Raw genomic sequence first — 19,294 nt, 5'->3', positions numbered from 1 at the left:
CATGATCCCAGACCCGCGCGCCGAAGCAGGTTTCCACGGCCCTCAGGGCGTGGAACTGGCCACGACCTTCGCCCGGGCCCTGCTCGCCCTCGTCGAAGCCGACACCGACGACGCCGTCCTGCGCGCCGTCGCCTCGGCGGTCGGCAGCTACGGCCCGTCGCTGATCCGCCTCTACACTTTGCGCGACGACCCCGGCGACCTCGGCTCGCACGACCCGCGCTTCATCGACCGCAGCGGCCCGCGCCCGGCCCAGACCGACGCCAGCGTGCCGACCCACGCCGAGCTCTCGAGCGTGTGGCAGGCCGGCATCTGCCCGGCCACCGACCCGCTGCTCGGGCGGCCGTTCGCGCTCGCCGACCACCCGGTGCTGGCGCGCTGGCTGGCGGCGCCGCGGCAAGCGCTGGTGGTGCACGACCTCTCGGCCGACCCGCGCCCCGCCGCGCACCCGAGCGAGCGCAGCGCCCAGGCCCTGGTCGTCCTGCCGCTCACCACCGGCGGCCCCGAGGCGCGCTGGCCCGGTGTGCTGGTGCTGTCGTGGCGGATCGTCCACATCCCGAGCCCGCGCGAGCGGCTCGTCTACGACATGCTCGGCGCCGCCGTCGCCTCGCTGCTGGTCGCCCGCGACGCCCTGCGCGACCACCAGCGCGCCATCGACGAAGCCAACACGATGTACGTGGCCGCGCTGGCGCTGACCGAGTCCGCTGACCTCGAGGAGACGCTGGCCGCGCTGGCCGAGCCGGCCCAGGCGATCGACGCCTCGACCGCCGCGCTGTGGCTGCGCGACCCCGCCGACCCGACCCACCTGGTGCTGCGCGCCGGCCCCGGTCCGGCCACGCGCCCGCTCGCCGACCTGGCTGGCCTGTTCGCCAGGCCCAACGAGCCATGGCTGTTCGAACAGGTCCGATCGGACACCCCGTCCGAGATCGAGCCCGGCGCGCCGACCCCCCGCCAGGCCGAGCCCACGGGTCCCGACGGCGCCACCCACGGCGCCACCCTGCTGCTGCCGCTGGCCTGGGGCGGGCGTGAGGTCGCCCTGCTCGAGCTCGGCTGGTCGTCGCCGCGCCCGCTGCCGACCGCCCTGCGCCGCCTCTACGTCGCGCTGGCGGGCCCCGCCGCGGTCAGCCTGGCCGGCCGGGCGCTGCTCGCCGAGGCCGCCGCCGCTGCTCCCCACGATCTCGAGGCCGTGCCCGTCGCGGCGGTGATCGGCGCCGGCGAGGATCTGCAGGGCAATGCGCGCTGGACCGCCCTCGGCCTGACCGGTGGCGCCCACCTCCCGGTCGCCGCCGCCCTCGCCGAGGCTCTCGGCGCCGGCGCCGAGTTGCGCCGCGACCTTGTCGGCGAGCCGGCCCTGGCCGTGTTCGCCGCCCCGCTCGCGGGCGTCGCCGGCAAGGCCGTCGGCGTCCTGCTCGACACCTCGGAGGACGCCCGCGCCGAGCGCCACCGGCTCGAGGGCCGCGACGTCCTGCTCGAGCGCCAGGGCGGCCTGCTGGCCCGCCGCGCCGTGCCGGTGCTGGCGATCATCGACGAGCTCGCGGTCATCCCGGTGACCGGCGCGCTCGACGACGCCCGCGCCCAGCAGCTGCTCGAGGCCACCGCCGACGTGCCCCCCGGCCCACGCACGCTGATCGTCGACTTCACCGGCGTCACCGGCGTCGAGCCGACCACCGCCGAGACCGTCCAGGAAGCCGCCCGCGGCCTGGTCGCCCGCGGCGCCAGCGTCATCTTCTCCGCCGCCCCGGCGACCCTGGTCCCGGCGCTGGCCGGCGAGCACATCGAGGCCCTCGGCGACGCCCTCGCCAGCGCCCTCGTCAACCCCCGCGCCTGAGGCCCTGGACAGCCGCGCCTGGTCCGCGGCGCTCGGGCCGTGTCCTGTCCTCGAGGACATGCTCCAAGCGACATGCCCTCGAGCCCATGTCGCTCGGGACATGCCGCCAGGGACATGTCCCGAGGTACAGCCGTGCCGCTCAGCGCACGTAGATCGTGTAGCGCCAGCCGGGCACCTCGATCGCCTCGACGTTGCCGGCCTTGCAGCACATCCCGCCGTCGTTCCAGTTGGCCCAGTTGCTGAAGATCGACGCCTGGCGGTCGTAGCCCCACAGCATGATCTGCGCGTCGTAGCCGAGGCCCACGTGCGGGAAGTCGTCGGCGTCGCCGGTGCGGAGCGTGCGGGTGCTGCCGTTCGGGACGATGTCGAACTCGCCGACCTCGATCCCCGGGCCGCAGTAGCCGTCGAGGTAGCACACCCCCGCGAGCCCGCCCGGGGCCTCGAGCCGGCCGTAGCGGGCCACGTCGCTGCCGCTGGTCGGCGCCCAGCCGAACACCACCTCGGTGAAGTCGGCCAGGACCAGCCCGTCCGTCAGCACCGCCGGGCTGTCCGAGCCCGGCAGCACCGGGGCGGCCGGCCCGTTCGCCATCAGGCTGTCGAGCATCGCCTGCGCCGCCGCCTCGCCGATCGGCTTGTCCATCATGTTGTACACGGCCTGCCAGCCGCCGCCGTTGAACGTCATCTCGCAGAACACCTGCGCCGGCGGCAGCGGCCCGTCCTGGCCGTCGGGGTCGATGTCGTAGACCCCGTCGTCCGTCTCGAGCTCGAGGTCACGGATGTCGCGGCAGTGGCGGGGCGACAGACACTGGCCCTCGTGGCAGTAGCTCGACATGCAGTCGGCGTCCTTGTCGCACGCCTGCGCGTCGAGGCAGCCGAAGCAGTGCAGCCCGCCGCAGTCGACATCGCTCTCGCCGCCGTTCTGCTCGCCGTCGATGCAGCTGGCCGGCGAGCTGCAGTCGTTCTTGCAGCCGTCGTTGTCGATCTCGTTGCCGTCGTCGCACGCCTCCGCGCCCTCCTGCACGAAGCCGTCGCCGCAGCGGGCCGCCTGGCAGTTGTTCAGGCAGGCGTCGCCGTTGTCCTTGTCGCCGTCGTCGCACACCTCGACGACCTCCTGGAGGATCCCGTCGCCGCACTTGGCGACCTCGCAGGTGTCGAGGCAGGCGTCGCTGTTGTCGTCGTTGCCGTCGTCGCACGGCTCGATCCCGCTGTACACGTAGCCGTCGCCGCAGCTGGCCAGCTGACAGCTGTTGAGGCAGCCGTCGCTGTTGTCGGTGTTGTTGTCGTCGCAGGCCTCGCCGACGCTGACCACCCCGTCGCCGCAGCCCGGCGCCTGGCAGGCGCTCGTGCACGCGTCGTCGTCGTTGGCGTTGCCGTCGTCGCAGCCCTCGCCCGGGCCCTGGAAGCCGTCGCCGCAGGCCACCTTGGTGCAGTTCGGCGTGCACGGGCGATCGGCCCCGTTGGCCGCGCCGTCGTCGCACTCCTCGCCGGCGTCCTGCACGCCGTCGCCGCACGACGCCGGCCCGCCCTCGGTCACGCCGCTGGTGCCGGTCGGCCCATCGGTGGCCGCGCCGGTCGACGAACCGTCGCTGTCGGAGCCCACACCGGGCGAGTCGGCGGTGCCGCACCCGGACAGGGCGAGGGCCACGACGGTCGCGCAGAGGGAGATGAGAGCGTGATGATGGGGCTGCATGGGGGTCCTGCGGGGTACGAGTCCGGTGGCGCGAGCCTCGACCGGCGTAGTGCCGGGCGAGGCGTTCGCGTCGCGTCGCTCAGGGCCGGGCGCGGCTGGGGCACGCGCCGGCGAAGTGCCGAATTGCAACGGGAAATGCTCCGATCCCCGAGGCGGCGATCCAACCCCTCGCGGGCGGACCATGAGCGGACGAAACGCACAATAAACGGCGTTCTGCGCGATTTTGTGCCCTCAGGGGCGAATCGCGCCGAAGTCGGGGTCCAGGGACCTCGGCCTTGCCGTTCGTTGCGCAGAAACACTAGCGCACAGGCTTTTTCTCGCGCAGATCACGTGCCGCTCGCGGGCAACTGCCGTATCGTCCCCCTCTCGCCTGGGGGTGGCCAGACGGCCTGAGAACATACCCCTCGAACCTGATCCGGCTAATTCCGGCGGAGGAAAGTGCGAATGGACCGTCACGACGACACTCCCGACAGCTCTGCGCGGCGCGCAGGATTGCCCATCGCGGGCCCCGACGTACACCCGCTGCGTCCCGTCCCCCCTCTCCACACCAGCTTCCCGAGCTCGAGCAAGATCGAGGTCGGCGACCTCAAGGTCCCGTTCCGGACCATCCAGCAGACCGGCGACAACCCCGACGTCGTCGTCTACGACACCACCGGGCCGCAGGGTCACGATCCGCGGGCCGGGCTGCCGCCGCGGCGCCAGGACTGGATCGACGCGCGCCTGGCCAAGAGCGACGGCAACAACACCCAGATGCACCTCGCCCGCCAGGGCGTGGTCACCGAGGAGATGCGGTTCGTCGCCATCCGCGAGCAGGTCGATCCCGAGTTCGTGCGCAGCGAGATCGCGCGCGGGCGGGCCGTGCTGCCCGCCAACATCAAGCACCCCGAGCTCGAGCCGATGATCATCGGCCGCAATTTCCTGGTCAAGATCAACGCCAACATCGGCAACAGCGCCGTGTCGAGCAAGATCGAGGACGAGGTCGAGAAGCTGCAGTGGTCGACGCGCTGGGGCGCCGACACGGTCATGGACCTCTCGACCGGCAAGCAGATCAAAGAGACGCGCGAGTGGATCCTGCGCAACGCGCCGGTCCCGATCGGCACCGTCCCGATCTACCAGGCGCTCGAGAAGGTCAAGGGCAAGGTCGAGGACCTGAACATCGACGTGTTCATGGAGACCCTCGAGGAGCAGGCCGAGCAGGGCGTCGACTACTTCACGATCCACGCCGGCGTGCTGCTGCGCTACGTCCCGCTGACCGCCCGTCGCGTCACCGGCATCGTCTCGCGCGGCGGCTCGATCCTCGCCAAGTGGTGCCTGCACCACCACAAAGAGAACTTCCTCTACACCGAGTTCGAGCGCATCTGCGCGCTGATGAAGAAGTACGACATCAGCTTCTCGCTCGGTGACGGCCTGCGCCCCGGGTGCATCGCCGACGCCAACGACGCGGCCCAGTTCGGCGAGCTGAGGACCCTCGGCGAGCTGACCGAGATCGCGTGGCGCCACGACGTCCAGGTCATGATCGAGGGCCCCGGCCACGTGCCGATGCACAAGATCAAAGAGAACATGGACGAGCAGCTGCGCCTGTGCCACGAGGCGCCGTTCTACACGCTCGGCCCGCTGACCACCGACATCGCCCCCGGCTACGACCACATCACCTCGGCGATCGGCGCGGCGATGATCGGGTGGTTCGGCACGGCGATGCTCTGCTACGTCACGCCCAAGGAGCACCTCGGCCTGCCCGACCGCGAGGACGTCAAGGCCGGCGTCATCGCCTACAAGATCGCCGCCCACGCCGCCGACCTCGCCAAGGGCCACCCCGGCGCCCAGGCCCGCGACGACGCGCTCAGCAAGGCCCGCTTCGAGTTCCGCTGGCGCGACCAGTTCAACCTCTCGCTCGACCCCGAGACCGCGCAGAGCTTCCACGACGAGACCTTGCCGGCCGAGCCGGCCAAGGACGCCCACTTCTGCTCGATGTGCGGCCCGCACTTCTGCTCGATGAAGCTGACCCAGGACCTGCGCGACCTGACCGAGGGCGCGGACCTGTCCCAGGGGACAGGTGACGACCCGGCCGCGATCGCCCGCGGCATGCAGGAGAAGGCCGAGGAGTTCCGCGCCGGCGGCGGCGAGCTGTACGTCCGCATGCGCGAAGACCTGCTGCCTGGCCAGGCCGGGACCCAGGGCGCGGAGTGAGCGACGACGATCGCATCACGCCCCTGCCCGACGGCGACGACGAGACCTCGCCGCCGCCTGCCGCCGCCGCGCCGCCTCCGGCCGGCGACGAGGCCCTGCGCGCCACCGTGCGCGACCTGCCCGAGGTGCGCAGCGGCCTCCGGGCCCGGCGCCCGCGGGTCCAGCCCTCGCGCGGCGTGATCGCCGGGCTCGCCGTCGGCCTGCTCGGCGCCGTCGCCATCGCCCCGATCGAGCACCGCGCGCTCGGCCCGGCCGCCGACCTCGGCGCGGTGTGGGCCGCCTGGTCCCTGATCCTCGCGCTCGGGGCCGCGATCGGCTGCGTGCTCGCGCTCGCCGAGTGGCTGGTCGCCCGCCTGCGCTCGCGCCCGCTGCTGACCGCCGCGCTGCGGGCCTCCTGCTGCCTGCCGGTGCTGATCCCGGTCGCCCGCCACCTGTTCGACGGCGCCTTCGCCAGCACCCTGCCCGGCGCCAGCACGGCCTTCGTGTGGGTCCCGCTGCTCGGCTGGCTCGGCCTGCTCCTGGCCTTTTGGCCAGGTGGCAGATGGTTGCAGTACCCGCGCCCCGACACCGTCGGCCGCGCCCCGCCGAAGGGCGCCGCGCTGCCGCTGTTCATCCGCCGCCGGCGCCTGATCGCCTTCGTGCTCGGCCTCGGCGCCGTCGCCTGCGAGTTCGTCAACCGCAGGTACATGCGCACCGAGTACCCCGACCTCCACACCTTGCTGATCGTCGGCGCCTGCGCGGCCGCCGGCCTGTCGCTGTGGCTCGGCTTCACCCGCCCCTGGCGCTACGACCAGGTCGAGCGTCGCGCTCCGGTCGCCCAGGGCCGCGCCCTCGCCCTCGCGGGCCTCATCAGCGCCGTCATGGCCGTGATCGCCAACCTCGTCGCCTGCGTCCAGCTCGGCCTGCGCGACCCCGACACGCGCTTCGTCGTCGCCACCCAGGGCATGCACACCCGCCTGCTCGCGCGGGTCGTCCGCGGCCTCGTCGACGGCGACGGCGACGGTCACTCGCCCGCGCTCGGCGGCGCCGACTGTGACGACCGCGACCCGCGGGTCCACCCCGAGGCGCGCGAGATCATCGGCAACGACGTCGACGAGGACTGCGACGGCTACGTCGCCCGCGAGGACCTCGCCGCCGCGCTCGCCGTGGCCGACGAGGTCGCCGCGCGCCGCCAGGGCCAGTGGCGCGACGAGCCCGAGGTGCGCGAGTTCCTGCGCCGGACGGCGCCGATGAACGTCATCCTGCTGAGCATCGACGCCCTGCGCGCCGATGTCCTCGCCGACAGCCCGGAGAACCGCGCCGAGTACCCGCGCCTGTTCCAGCTGTTCACCGACGCCACCGTCTTCACCCGCGCCTTCGCCCCCTCCGCCGGCACCGACCTGTCGCTCTCCGGCATCCTCACCGGCCGCATCGATCCCTTCACCCACGTCGACCGGACCCTCGCCGAAGCCCTCCACGACGCCGGCCGCGTCGCCCACGGCGTCATCCCCAGCGAGGTCCTGCGCTACGCCGGCAAGACCCTCCTGACCCGCGGACTGCACAGCCACGACCGCCTCGTCAACGACGCCGGCCAGCGCGACGTCGGCTCGTACAGCACCTCCGCGAGGACCACCGGCCTCGGCCTCGCCTTCCTCGACGGGCGCACGGCAGCCGCCCAGCAGGGCGCCGCCTCGCCGTTCTTCCTGTGGCTGCACTACTTCGACGTCCACGAGCACGACGAGGTCGACGGCGGCGACCGCAGCCTGCGACGCGTGCTCGCCAACCCCAACCCGCGGCTCGGCCGGCGCGAGAAGTACCGCGCCATGCTGCGCCTCGTCGACGAGCAGGTCGGCGCCCTCGTCGACGACCTCGTCGCGCGTCAGCTGTGGGACAAGACCATCGTCGTCCTCGTCAGCGATCACGGCGAGGGCCTCGGCGAGGATCCGCGCCTGCCTGACAACCACGGCCGCGTCCTCTACAACCCGCTGATCCACGTCCCGCTCGTGGTCCGGATCCCCGGCCAGCCCGGCGGCCTCGCCACCGACCCTGTCACCGTCCTCGACGTCACCCCCACCGTGCTCGACCTCGTCGGCGCCGAGCCGCTCGCCGGCGCCGACGGCCGCAGCCTCCTGCCCCACCTCGTGCCCGGCGCCCCCGACGAGCTGCGTCCGCGCGGCCGCCCGCTGATCCTCAACGAGAGCGACCAGTACGGCGTCATCGCCTGGCCCTACAAGCTGCTGGTCCGCCCCGGCGACAACCTCACCGAGCTCTACGACCTCAGCGGCGACTTCGGCGAGCGCAACAACCTCGCCGAGTCGGCCCCGCGCCGCGTCGGCGAGCTGATGCAGTACTACCACGCCGCCCCGCACGTCGATCTCGACCGCACCAGCCGCGGCCGCCGCCTGCGCGAGCGCAACGCCGTCGCCCCCGGCGAGCCATGAGCCTGTCCTGAGCGGCATGTCCCGCGCGACATGCCGCCGAGGACATGTCCTCTGGAACATGTCCATTAAAACATGTGCCTGCGGTCATCCAGACCGCTTCGCCGTGCCCGCGGTCACGTAGCCGCAGCGCATGAGCTGCAGCGGGTACGACCGCGCGCCACGCCGAGCTGCGCCTCGCTAACAGCTCGAGCTCGTCCCACAGCGCCGCGATCGGCTGCGACGTCAGGCGCGACAGCAGCGCGCCCAGGCCACCCGGGGCACAGGGCACCTCGCCGTTCACTCAGCCAGCGCGGGAACGCCCCGGGGCCATCGGCCGTGTCGTCCGCCGGTAGCCGACAAGGGACGCAGCAGCCGGCGAGGAACGCCTCGACGTCTTCCAGCGTCCCCGCCGGCGACCCCGGACGCCCGATCAGGAAGCAGTCCGTGCCGCCCAGCGGACCGAAGGACGACCTCCGGGGCGACCTGCTTCCCACCCACCACGGCATCGACGATCATGCGTGGCGATGCCGCCCCGACGCGTCGTCGTCTTCGCCCCCGAACCCGCCCATACCGCCGTCTTCGACGCCGCATGGCGCGCAGGACATGTCCCATGCGACATATCCGAAGAGACCGAGGATGCCGAGACCGCGCTGGTCGTCCGCATCGGCAATGACCCCGGCCCCGCCGACCTGCGCCTCCCGGAGGGCGCGAACATCGGCCCCGCCGCCTACGCCGAACTGCGCCTGCTCGGTTTGCCTGCAGAGAGCAGCGAGGATGCCGACGTCGATGACGTCGGCGACGTCGATGAGGATGCCGGCGATGAGGATGATGATGACGATGGCAATGACGACGTCGAGGACGATGACGAGGACGAGGACGAGGACGACGCCGCCAAAGGCGACGCCACCACCACCGCCCTCGACGCCCATCTCCCCGCTCCGCCGCCGCTACCGGCCCCCTACCTCGTCCACCCCTACTTTCAATCGCGCGTCTTCACCGGCCGCACCGCCGACCTCGCGGAGCTCGACCTCTGGCTCGCGCATGGCCAGCCGGCGCGGGTCCTCGTCGCTCTCGGCGGCGTCGGCAAGAGCGCCCTCGCCTGGGCCTGGCTGCAGCGGCGGCTCGTCGACGCGCCCTGGGCTGGTTGCCTGTGGTGGAGCTTCTACGAGGGCGGCGCCGACTTCGACGCCCTGATCCGCCACCTTGCGATCTACGCCACCGGCATGGCGCCGCTCGACGCCCTGCGCGCCGACCGACCCGCCCTCGAGCAGCGGATCCTCGCCGCCCTGCAGGCGCGCCCGTTCCTGCTCGTGCTCGACGGCCTCGAGCGAGCCCTCGTCGCCTACCACCGCCTCGACGCCGCGCGCCTGCCGGACGATGTCGCCGACGCCGCCCTCGACCTTCACGCCTGCACCGACCCGCGCGATGGCAGGTTCCTGCGCGCGCTGGTCCAGGCCAGCCCGTCGCGGCTGCTGGCGACCTCGCGGATCTTCCCGAGCGACCTGCGCGACGGTGAAGCGCTGGTCCCCGGCGTCGAGCTCTCCGCGGCCCAGGGCCTCGATCCCGCCGACATCCCCGGCCTGTTGCGCGCGCACGGGCTCGACCCCGAAGCGTGGTGGGTCGACTCGACCACGCAGACGATGGCGAAGCTCGGCCACTCCAGCCTGCTGTGGCGCCTGCTCGCCGGCTGCATGCACGACTACGCCCGGCCCACGACCATCAGCGGCCGCGCCCACGAGGCGCCCGCCGTCTTGCGCGCGCACATCCTCGACACCGCCTTCGAGCTCTTGCCGGCCCGCGCCGCCCGGCTGCTGTCGCGGATCGCCGCCCTGCGCGCGCCGGTCGGCATCGACACCGTGCTCGCCCTCGCCGATCCGCCCCCGCTCGGCCTGCGACGCCCGCCTCCGCAGCCCCTCGCGCCGCTGCGCCAGCTCGAGCGCGCCCTCGCCGACGAGACCTCGCCGGGCACCCTCACCTATCTGCAGGACCGCCACGACGAGCTCCGCGCCCGCCGAGACGCCTGGGACGTCTATCACGCGCTCGCCGGCACCTACGCTCGCCTGCCCGGCGTCCTCGCCCACTACGCCGGCGTCCACGCCGACCTGTGCCTGCTCGAGGCCCGCGGCTTCCTGCACTGGGACCGCGGCAGCAACCGCCACGACCTCCACCCGGTCATCCGCGCCCACGCCTTCGAGCGCCTCGCCGGCCCCGATCGCACCGCCGCCTTCGAGGCGATCCGCGATCACTTCGAGCAGCTCCCACCCGAGCCCAAGGCCAGCGTCCGCAGCCTCGCCGACCTCCAGCGCACCATCGAGATCTACAGCGCGCTCATCGGCGCCGGCGACTTCTACGCCGCCTTCGAGCTGTACTACGACCGTCTGAGCGCTCCGCTCGACGAGCGCCTCTCGGCCTTCGCCACCATCGTCGAGCTGCTGACCCCCCTCTTCACCCGCGGCCTGCGCGAGCCGCCCGCGCTGTCCGACCCCTGGGGCCAGAGCGTGGCGATCACCCTCCTCTCCAACGCGCTCGCGCTCGTCGGGCGCGACCGCGACGCCGAGGCCCTGCGCGAGCTCAGCATCCGCATCAACCTCCGACGCCGCAACCCCGACGCCGTGGTCGTCAGCCTCGTCAACTGGGCCCTCTCGATCGAGGCCGAGGACCACACCCACGCGGCCCTGCGGACCTTCGACCTCGCCCACCGCCTCGCCGTCGCTGCCGGCGGCAAGCAGGCCCTCCCGCTGCGCCACCGCGCCCGCCTCGCCATCGAGCTCGGACGATGGCACGACGCCGAGGCCGACCTCGCCGCGATCGACGACGGCGAGCTCGACACCAACGACCGCCTCACCCTCACCCGCAACCGCATCGAGCTCGCGATCTACCGCGGCGACGATCCGGCGCCGTGGCTCGCGGCCGCCTGGCGCGAGCTCGAACGGACCCCTCGCGTCTTCGACACCGCCCAGCTGCACGCGCTCCTCGCCCGCATCGCCATGGCTGCCGGCGCCTACGCCGACGCCGAGCCCCACCTGAACGAGGCCCTCCGGCTCGCGCGCCGCATGGGCGCCACCCACGCCGGCTACCGCGCCCGCCTCGCCACCTGCCTCGCCCACCTCGGCCGCCCCGCCGAAGCCCGCCGGTTCCTCGCCGACGCCCACGACGCCGCCGACCGCCCCCTCGCCGAAGCCCACCTCGCCCTCGGCGAACCCGACCTCGCCCGCCCGCTGGCCCTCGAAGCCTACCGCGAAGCCTGGGCCGACGGCCCCCCGTTCGCCTGGTTCGACGAGCTGCGCCTGTGCACTCGCCTACTCGCCGCCCTCGGCCTGCCCCCGCCCGAACTGCCCCCCTTCGACCCATCCCGCTCGCCGCAGATCGCCTGCGAAGCCGAGATCGAAGCCTTCATCGCCGATCTCGCCGCCAAACGCCCCGACGCCTGACTCGCCGTCACAACAAGTCTTCCGAGACATGTCCTCATGAACATGCCCCGAAGGCCACATCGTCCTCAGCGCATCACGCCCCGAGACATGTCCTCATCGACATGTCTTGAAGGCCATCCTCCATCAAGCCCTCTCTCATCGCCTCACCAGGCCGCTCCCGAGCCGAACCGAGCCGAACGCAAGAGGGTCCTCGGGAAGCTGAACTCGCCGCCGAGTCATCCCCGGACCCCTCGAACCGCTCATCCGGCAATACGCGCCCCCCCGGCCCTCGGGGGCCCTCCGAAAGGACCCCAGAAAGCGGTCTGTTCGGCGGCCGAACGGCCGTCGAACAGGCCGCAAGCGACCTGTCCCGAAGACCAGCCGACATCGAAGCCCACGACGGAGGGTCGGCTTCTCACGGCTGTGTCGTGCACGGGGTCCGGGGATGGCTCGGATGCGAATACGAGGCCAGGATGACCCCGACGCAGGAGGTGTCATCGGGACGCTGAACTCGCAGCCGAGTCATCCCCGGACCCCTTGCGAGTCACATCCGGCAATACGCGAACCCCCCGCCCCCCGCAAACGCGAGCCCGCTCAATGCCCGTCGACCACCGGCGCCTCGATACGCCCAATCGCATCGACTACCCCGCGCCGCACCGCCAGCAGCGGCTCCGGCAGGAACCCCCCGAGCAGCAGCGTCCCGATCATCCCCGCGATCGCATACGTCTCCCACTGCCGCAGATCCTCGAACCCGCGCAGATCGTCCGCGTGCGGCGACGGCGGCCCCAGGAACGTGCGCTTGAACGCCCGCCACAGCGTGATCCCGTTCACCGCCGTCACGATGAACAGCAGCCCCACCACGAACGGGTGCTCGCGCAGCAGCCCTTGCCCGACCAGGTCCTCCGCCACGAACGAGATCGTCCCCGGGAACCCCACCGCCGCGGCTGCCAGGATCAGGTACGCCGTCGCCATCCGCGGCGCATTGTGGGCCAGCCCCCCGAGCTTGCGCAGGTCCGTCGTGTTCGCCCGCACCTCCACCGCCAGCGTCAGCAGCATCAGCCCCCCGCACTCCACCACCGTCGACATCGCCTGCAGCAGCGCCCCGGACACGCTCGCGTCGTCGAGCCCTGCGAAGCCTGCCAGCACCAGCCCGGACTGGCTGACCCAGAACCACGCCACGATCCGGCGCAGGTCGAACTGTCCCAGCGCCAGGAACGCCCCGTACAGCGCAGTGACCACCCCCAGCGCCATCAGCAGCGGCGCCGCCGGTCCGAACACCCGCGGGAAGATCGCCAGCGCCAGGCGGGCCAGCATGAACGACCCGAGCGGCGTCAAACATGTCACGAGGGCCAGGTGCGGCGTGCTGTGCTGCGCCGTCGCCGGGAACCACAGGTGCAGCGGCACGATCCCCATGCGCAGCAGCGCCACCGCCAGGACCAGCGTCCCGATCCACGGCGACGGCGTGTACGTGCTCTTGGCCAGCGCCACCAGGTCCAGCGGGTTTTGCACCCCCGCCGCCGACGCCTCGAGCGCCAGCCCGACCATCGCCACCGTCAGCGCCAGCCCCGTCGCCACCACCAGCGACTTCAGGATCACCTGCAGCGGCCGCGACCCGCGGTGCCTGGCGTCGAACCACAGCGGCAGCAGCGACAGCACCACGAAGCCTGACAGCACCCCCGCGTCGAGCGCGAGGAAGCTGCCCATCAGCGCCCCCTCGACCACCATGATCTTGGCCGCCAGCCCCGCGCGCATGTCGGCGCGCGGCGTCATCAGCAGCGCCACCAGCGTCAGCCCGGCCGTCAGCGGCAGCAGCACCGCGTTCAGCCCGTCGATCGCGAAGTGACTGTGCCACCAGCCCAGACCCTGCTCGAGGTGATCCTCCGCGTACGCGTGGCGCGTGCCCTCGTGGACGAACAGCGCGCACGCGATCACGAAGATCGGCAGCGCGAACCCCAGCGCCAGCGCGCGCTGCTTGCTCGCCCCGCGCACCCCCCAGCGCAGCGCCGCCGCGGCCAGCAGCGGCATCAGCCACAGCACGATCAGCGAGTACTGCACCCACGCGTTCATCGCCGATCCTCCTTCGACCCGCGCCCGCGCCGGTCCGACTCGCCGTGCAGCGCCAGCAGCTGCGACTCGAGGCGATCGAGCCGGCGCGACAGCGCCATCACCGGGCGCACCACATAGCGGTCGAGCGCGATCTCGACGTCGAAGCGCTCGATCGCCATGCGGTACACGTAACGGCGCGTGCGCAGCCCGAGCGCCTCCCAGCGGACCGCGCCCTCGTCGGCCTCCGTGCGGCCGAGCGCCGCGCGGCGGGCCAGCGCGTCCTGCAAGGCCGATGGCGTGCGCAGGAACTGGTAGTAGCGCAGCATCGCGTGGGCCACGAGGTGGACCGTCGCGATCGTGTAGAGCCCGAACCCGATCTCGACGAACATCAGCCCGACCTGGCTGGCCGTCGCGTAGGCCACCGCCGACTTCGCGTCCGGGCTCGCCTGGCTGCTCATCGCCGAGATCACCGCCGTGATCGCGCCGACCGTGATCATCATCGTCTGCGCCGCCAGCGAGTGCTCGAGCAGCGGCGCCGCGCGCAGCAGCAGGTACACCCCCGCGTGCACCGAGAGGCTGCCGTAGAACACCGCCGACGAGGCCGTCGGCCCCTCCATCGCCCGCGGCAGCCAGCCCCCGAGCGGGAACTGGGCCGACTTGCCCATCGCCGCGAACACCAGCGACAGGCCGACGAACGTCGCAGGCCACGGGCTCGTCAGCGCCGCCTGCTCGGCCGCCATCCAGTCGCTCGTGTGCAGCCAGCGATGCAGCGACACCCCCGCGGTCAGCAGGCCGATGTCACACAGCCGGTACGTCACCAGCACCCGGGTCGCCGCCTTCACCGGCCCCTGGCGGTCGTGGAAGAACCCGACCAGCAGCACCGAGGTCATGCCGACGATCTCCCAGCCGACGAACAGCAGCTCGAGGTTGCCCGCCAGCACCAGCGTCTGCATGCCCGCGCCGAACAGCAGCATCAGCAGGAAGAACCGGTTGAAGCCCGGCTCGCGGTGCAGGTACGCGATCGAGAACCGGCTGGTCGCCAGCAGCAGCAGCGACACCAGGGCCGACACCGCCGCCGAGCGGCCGTCGATCAGCAGGTCGATGCGGAAGTCGTAGCCCGCGCCCGAGTACCACGAGCCGAACCCGAGCTCGAGCGGACCCGCGGGCCCGAGCGCCCAGCCGACCAAGCCCACCAGCAGGCCCAACAGGCCCAGGCCGATCGCCGTCTGGGCCACCGCCGCCACCACGCGCTCGCCGGCCAGCCGCGCCGCCAGCAGGACGGCGATGACGAGGCCGCCGAGCGCCGGCGCGGCCGGGGCCAGCGCGATCACGTGTGCGAGCGTGTTGGGGTCGAGCATGACGCGAAGACCATGTCCGAAAGGTCAGGGACGGATCGGCAGCAGCGGGGTGGATTCGAGCATGTCTTGAATAACATGTCCGAAAGGTCAGGGACGGATCAGCGCCGGCGGCAAGAACCCGTCGCGCCCGGCGTACCAGTCGCCGGAGCGAGCGACGCGCGGCAGCCCGGCGCTGACGGGCGTGTAGGGGCGGAAGCCGAAGCGGGCGTCGAACACCTGGATCGCGCGCGTGTCCGGGTCGACCGCGCACAGCCGCAGCCACTCGTTCGTCACCAGCTCGGCGACGATCGGCTGGCGGCCCGCGATCGCCAGCAGCGTCGCCGGCGTCGCCTCGACCACCAGGTGCAGCCGCACCGGCTCGTGGATCTCCGTCATCTGCCGCGGCAGCCCGGTCCGCAGGTCGCTGCTGGCCCCGTTCATGACCCCGAACAGGCCGGTGACGTTGTGCGGCAGCTTGGTCCCGGCGCCGAGCCGCTCGGCGTCGACGGTCGAGAAGAAATACTCGAGGTTGATGCCGGCGCCGACGGGGCCGACGGCCAGCAAGATCCGCTCGAGGATCGCGCCCTTCGGATCTTGCTCCGGATCGTACGAGACGAGGAACGCCCGCCGGTCGAGGAACAGGCCCGCGGTCAGCGGGCGCCGGCCGACGAAGCAGGCCGCATTGGTCGCGTGGCCGAGCTCCGGGCGCGCCTGCGCCAGGTCGAACGCGCGGCCCTCGACGTGCCGCTGGTCGCGCTCGGGCGAGGCCCGCCGCGGCGCCGCCGCGAACCGGCGGCAGCGCTCGTGCGCGTTGCGGCGGCACATCTCTTCGAGCTGCGGCGACAGCACCCGCAGCTCGAGCAGCGCCGCGTCGGGCAGGTCCTCGGCGTCGTAGAGGCGGATCATGTCGTTGGCGGTGTCGTAGAGCCCGCCGACGAACACCGTGTCGGCCGGCACCTCGATCCCGCGCGCTGCCAGTCGCTCGCGCACCCCCGACTGATTGGCCATGCGCGCGAACAGCCGCGCGTTGGGCCCGCCCGAGCGGCCGCCGCACGCCCCGCACGAGTAGGCCGGGAAGTACGGGTTGTTGACGCTCGACGAGTCGTGGCCGAGCACCACGATCAGCTTCCCGAACCGGTGCACGATCCCCATGTTCTCGAGCAGCGACGCCACCCGGGTCGCCATCTCGTCGAGCGTGAAGCCCGACATCACCTGCGCCGTGCGCGTCCCGTCCTGCTCGGCGCGCAGCTCCGTCAGCCGGGTCATCGGCTCGGGCAGCCACCAGCGCGCGATCGCCTTGCGCATCCGCCCGGCCGCGCGCGGCGAGAACACGCTCGCCAGCAGCGGGATCGCGGCGAAGAACCCGGCGACCGCGGTGACGATCGAGCCGAGCAGCAGCGAGCGCGACATCCGGCCCCACGCCGTCTCGATCTCGCCCAGCTGGCGGCGCCGGCTCGCGCGCAGCTCGGCGATGCTGAACTGCCGCGTCAGCGCCTGCTCCTCGATCCGGTGCTGCGGCTCGACCACCACCGGGCACAGCGGGAACGTGCTCGGATCGTCGATGCCCTGGTACGCGATCGCCAGGCCGAAGAACCCGGCCGCGCCGAGGGTCTCGCACTCGGGCGCGATCTCCTCGAGGTGGCGGCGCGACGACTCGAAGCGATCGTCGATGCAGAACACCACCTGATGCCGCGGCCGCGTCGTCACCGGCGGCGGCGCGGCCAGGTTGGCCGCCAGCGCGTCGAGCAGCTCGACCCGGTAGCGGCGCTCGTACGCCTCGTGGAGCACGCGCAGCCGGGTCGGCTCGTCGAGCTCGTCGAGGAACGCCAGCACCGCCTCGACGTCGGCCCGGCTGGCCGCGTAGATCGTCGCCGCCGACACCCCCGCGAGCTGACACAGGCGGAACAGCGGCCACGAGGTGTCGTGGCGGCCGCGCTGCTTCGGCCCCGAGATCTGCGGCAGCCCGGCGCAGGCCGCCCGGATCGCGCGGGCCTGGCCGCGCAGGCCGAGCCGCGCCCCGACGTCGCAGTACGCGAACAGGTCGAGCGTCAGCCGCACCGCCATGTAGTCGATCAAGTGGACCTGCGCGCGCGTGCGACCGATCGGCCCCGGCGCGCTCTCCAGCCGGTGGAACATCCCCGCCCACCCCGGCAGCTGCAGCAGCGTGTGCTCGACGAACGCCGCGAGCTCGTCGTCGGCGATCCCGAGCTCGGCCAGCAGCTCGACCACCACGTCCTCGGCCCCGAGCTTGCGCGCGTCCCAGTCGCGCAGACGCTCGCCGAGGCCCGCCAGCCACGCCGGGCGCACGCCGAGGCCCGACGACAGCACCTTCGACCACGCGCGGAAGAACCCGCGCTCGCGGTCCGGCATCGTCCAGTACGACTGCCCGCGGTCGAGGAACGCCGCGCACAGCGGGATCAGGTGGGCGTGGACCAGGTCGTTCGGATCCTCGCCGCTGGTGCGCAGCAGCAGGTCGCGATGAAACACCGCCGGCGTGTCCTGCGGGCACGGCTGGCCCTCGAGGTGCTCGCACGCGCGGACGCAGGCGGTCCACAGCGCGCGCACCGAGAACAGCTCCGGGTTGCACGCGAACGCCCCCATCAGGTCGCGTGGGTCGACGCGGCGGCCGAGCAGCGCGCCGAGCTTGCGCAGCGGATCGAGGGCGCGCTCGCCGGGCGTCGGGCTCACGACCTTGGCCGCGACCTCGCGCGCGCCCGCCGGCCCGCCGGCGGCCGCGACCTCCTGCTCGAGCCAGGCCCGCGTGCTGCGGACGATCGCGTCGCGCGGCCCCTGGCGGATGTCGCCGTCGAACCGGTTGGCCGCGTCCTTCTCGACCAGGTTCCAGCGCAGGTGGGCGATCGTCTCGGCGCCGACCCCGTGGCGGATCACCAGCGCCGCGGCGACGTCGCGGCTCGGGAACCCGGGCGCGATCGGCTCGCCCGGGAACCGCTCGTCGGCCAGCACCGCGTCGAGGTCGTCCTCGCGGATCCGTCCGCTCGCCAACAACTCACGATATGTCTCTTTGGTCAGGTACCCGCGGACCCGCAGCTTGGTCTGGGCCTCGCGGATCGCCGCGTGGAACGGCAGGTGCTGGAACGCGTGCAGCGTGTTGTGGTGGACGAACACCTCGAGCGGCGCCTGGGCCGGCAAGTAGTGCGACGCGTGCTCCAGCGCCGCCTGCAGGCGCTCGCGCACGTCGGGGCGCGCCGCGGGCTGCGGCGGCGCGTCGAACGAAAGCGGATGGGCCGTGGCGGTCGACATGAAGCACCGAGCGCCGCGCTGCGCGGCCCGGCCAGCATGAACGCTGTACTCGCGGCTCGCGGTGAACCCGGCGTTAAGCCGCATTCATAAAGCCGCGCGCACCCGCCTCCACCAGCGCCCCGCGGACGGATGTCTTGCTTTGACATTCGCCCTCGAGCGGCGCGCGCCACGCGCGCCGCACTCCTCAGGTGCGTGACCTTCGGGACATGTCCGACACGACATGTCCCGAGGTTCACATCAAAGCTCGGCCGCGTTGAAGGTGTCGCAGCGGGCCGGGTCGTGCGAGTCGTGGCCGCGGGCGAACCACCGCGCGCGCTGCTGCGACGTCCCGTGGCTGAACGACTCCGGCTGGACCGTGCCGCGCGCCATCTTCTGCAGGCGGTCGTCGCCGATCGCCTCGGCCGCGCGCATCGCCTCGTCGATGTCGCCCGGGTCGAGCTTGCCGCGCAGCTCGGCGTCGCGGGCCCACACGCCGGCGAGGCAGTCGGCCTGCAGCTCGAGCCGCACCGACAGCCCGCCGGGCCCCTGCAGCTGGCGCGGCGACGCGGCGTGGACCTTGTCGGACAGCCCGAGCAGGTTCTGCAGGTGATGCGCGACCTCGTGGGCGATCACGTAGGCCTGGGCGAAATCACCGGTGGCCCCGAGGCGGTCGCGCAGCTCGCGGTAGAACCCGAGGTCGATGTACACGCGCTGATCGGCCGGGCAGTAGAACGGACCCGACGCCGCCTCGCCGTAGCCGCAGCCGGTCGGGGTCCGGTCGGTGAACAGCACCAGCTTGGCCTTCTGGTACGGCGTCGGCCCGGCGCCCGACACCGCGATCGGCGAGCGCGCCTGCCACGACGACTGCACGTCGTCGAGCGCGTAGGCGACGTAGCTCGACAGGTCGTCGGCCTTGCCCTCGGCGACCGGCGCGTCCTGCTGCCCGGCCAGGTACGAGCCCTGCTGCTCGCAGCGGCCCATCGTCGCATAGAGGATGAGCATGACGATCACGCCGAACCACCCGAACCGCGAGCGCAGCAGCATGCCGACCAGGCCGAGCATCGCCCCGCCCCCGCCGCCTCCGCCGCCGAAGCTGCGCTGACCCCGGCGGTCGATGACGTCGTCGCTGCGGTAGCCCTTCTCGAAGCGCATGCCCCGAG

9 protein-coding genes and 1 riboswitch are annotated in these 19,294 nt (G+C 72.8%); of the genes, 4 read left to right on the top strand and 5 right to left on the bottom strand.

All coding sequences use genetic code 11. The annotated features are described in order from the left end of the window. The first annotated feature begins 49 nt into the window (after positions 1 to 49). Positions 50 to 1,825, top strand: coding sequence for an STAS domain-containing protein (locus tag POL25_RS39500; RefSeq protein ID WP_272091579.1), 1,776 nt, complete (start codon positions 50 to 52; stop codon positions 1,823 to 1,825). Between the two features lie 139 nt (positions 1,826 to 1,964). Here POL25_RS39500 and POL25_RS39495 read toward each other — a convergent pair whose 3' ends face one another. Further along, positions 1,965 to 3,515, bottom strand: coding sequence for a DUF4215 domain-containing protein (locus POL25_RS39495; protein ID WP_272091578.1), 1,551 nt, complete (start codon positions 3,513 to 3,515; stop codon positions 1,965 to 1,967). Positions 3,516 to 3,877: 362 nt separating this feature from the next. Beyond that, a riboswitch (TPP riboswitch) is annotated at positions 3,878 to 3,970 on the top strand. On the opposite strand from POL25_RS39495, the gene thiC reads away from it, so the two are divergent. From thiC to POL25_RS39480, 3 genes are all read left to right on the top strand, one after another. Beyond that, positions 3,960 to 5,702: a phosphomethylpyrimidine synthase ThiC gene (thiC, locus tag POL25_RS39490; protein WP_308477916.1), complete on the top strand. Its 1,743-nt coding sequence runs from the start codon at positions 3,960 to 3,962 to the stop codon at positions 5,700 to 5,702. Its footprint overlaps the riboswitch before it by 11 nt. Then, positions 5,699 to 8,122 carry a sulfatase-like hydrolase/transferase gene (locus tag POL25_RS44745; protein ID WP_272091577.1) on the top strand — a complete coding sequence of 808 codons (2,424 nt, stop codon included), beginning with the start codon at positions 5,699 to 5,701 and terminating at the stop codon, positions 8,120 to 8,122. Before thiC ends, POL25_RS44745 begins: the two co-directional genes overlap by 4 nt. A gap of 503 nt (positions 8,123 to 8,625) precedes the next feature. Continuing rightward, positions 8,626 to 11,532 carry a tetratricopeptide repeat protein gene (locus POL25_RS39480; protein ID WP_272091576.1) on the top strand — a complete coding sequence of 969 codons (2,907 nt, stop codon included), beginning with the start codon at positions 8,626 to 8,628 and terminating at the stop codon, positions 11,530 to 11,532. Positions 11,533 to 12,105: 573 nt separating this feature from the next. Here the strand turns inward: POL25_RS39480 and POL25_RS39475 are convergent. The 4 genes from POL25_RS39475 to ypfJ all read right to left on the bottom strand — a co-directional run bounded on the left by POL25_RS39475 (position 12,106) and on the right by ypfJ (position 19,286). Continuing rightward, complete coding sequence (locus POL25_RS39475) at positions 12,106 to 13,578, bottom strand: proton-conducting transporter transmembrane domain-containing protein (protein ID WP_272091575.1); 1,473 nt, start codon at positions 13,576 to 13,578, stop codon at positions 12,106 to 12,108. Next, a complete protein-coding gene (locus POL25_RS39470; RefSeq protein ID WP_272091574.1) occupies positions 13,575 to 14,915 on the bottom strand; it encodes a proton-conducting transporter transmembrane domain-containing protein in 1,341 nt (446 codons plus the stop codon). The genes POL25_RS39475 and POL25_RS39470 overlap by 4 nt, the downstream gene beginning before the upstream one ends. Before the next feature lie 87 nt (positions 14,916 to 15,002). After that, positions 15,003 to 18,155, bottom strand: a complete 3,153-nt coding sequence (locus tag POL25_RS39465) for a DUF2309 domain-containing protein (RefSeq protein WP_272091573.1) — start codon at positions 18,153 to 18,155, stop codon at positions 15,003 to 15,005. A 237-nt stretch (positions 18,156 to 18,392) separates the two neighbouring features. Then, on the bottom strand, positions 18,393 to 19,286 hold the full coding sequence (gene ypfJ / locus POL25_RS39460; protein ID WP_272091572.1) for a KPN_02809 family neutral zinc metallopeptidase: 894 nt from the start codon (positions 19,284 to 19,286) through the stop codon (positions 18,393 to 18,395). Positions 19,287 to 19,294 lie beyond the last annotated feature (8 nt).

Origin of the sequence: Nannocystis bainbridge, from assembly GCF_028368995.1 — a bacterium.
GTDB classification, from domain to species: Bacteria; Myxococcota_A; Polyangia; order Nannocystales; family Nannocystaceae; genus Nannocystis; species Nannocystis bainbridge.
This window is presented reverse-complemented; position numbering and strand designations above follow the sequence as displayed.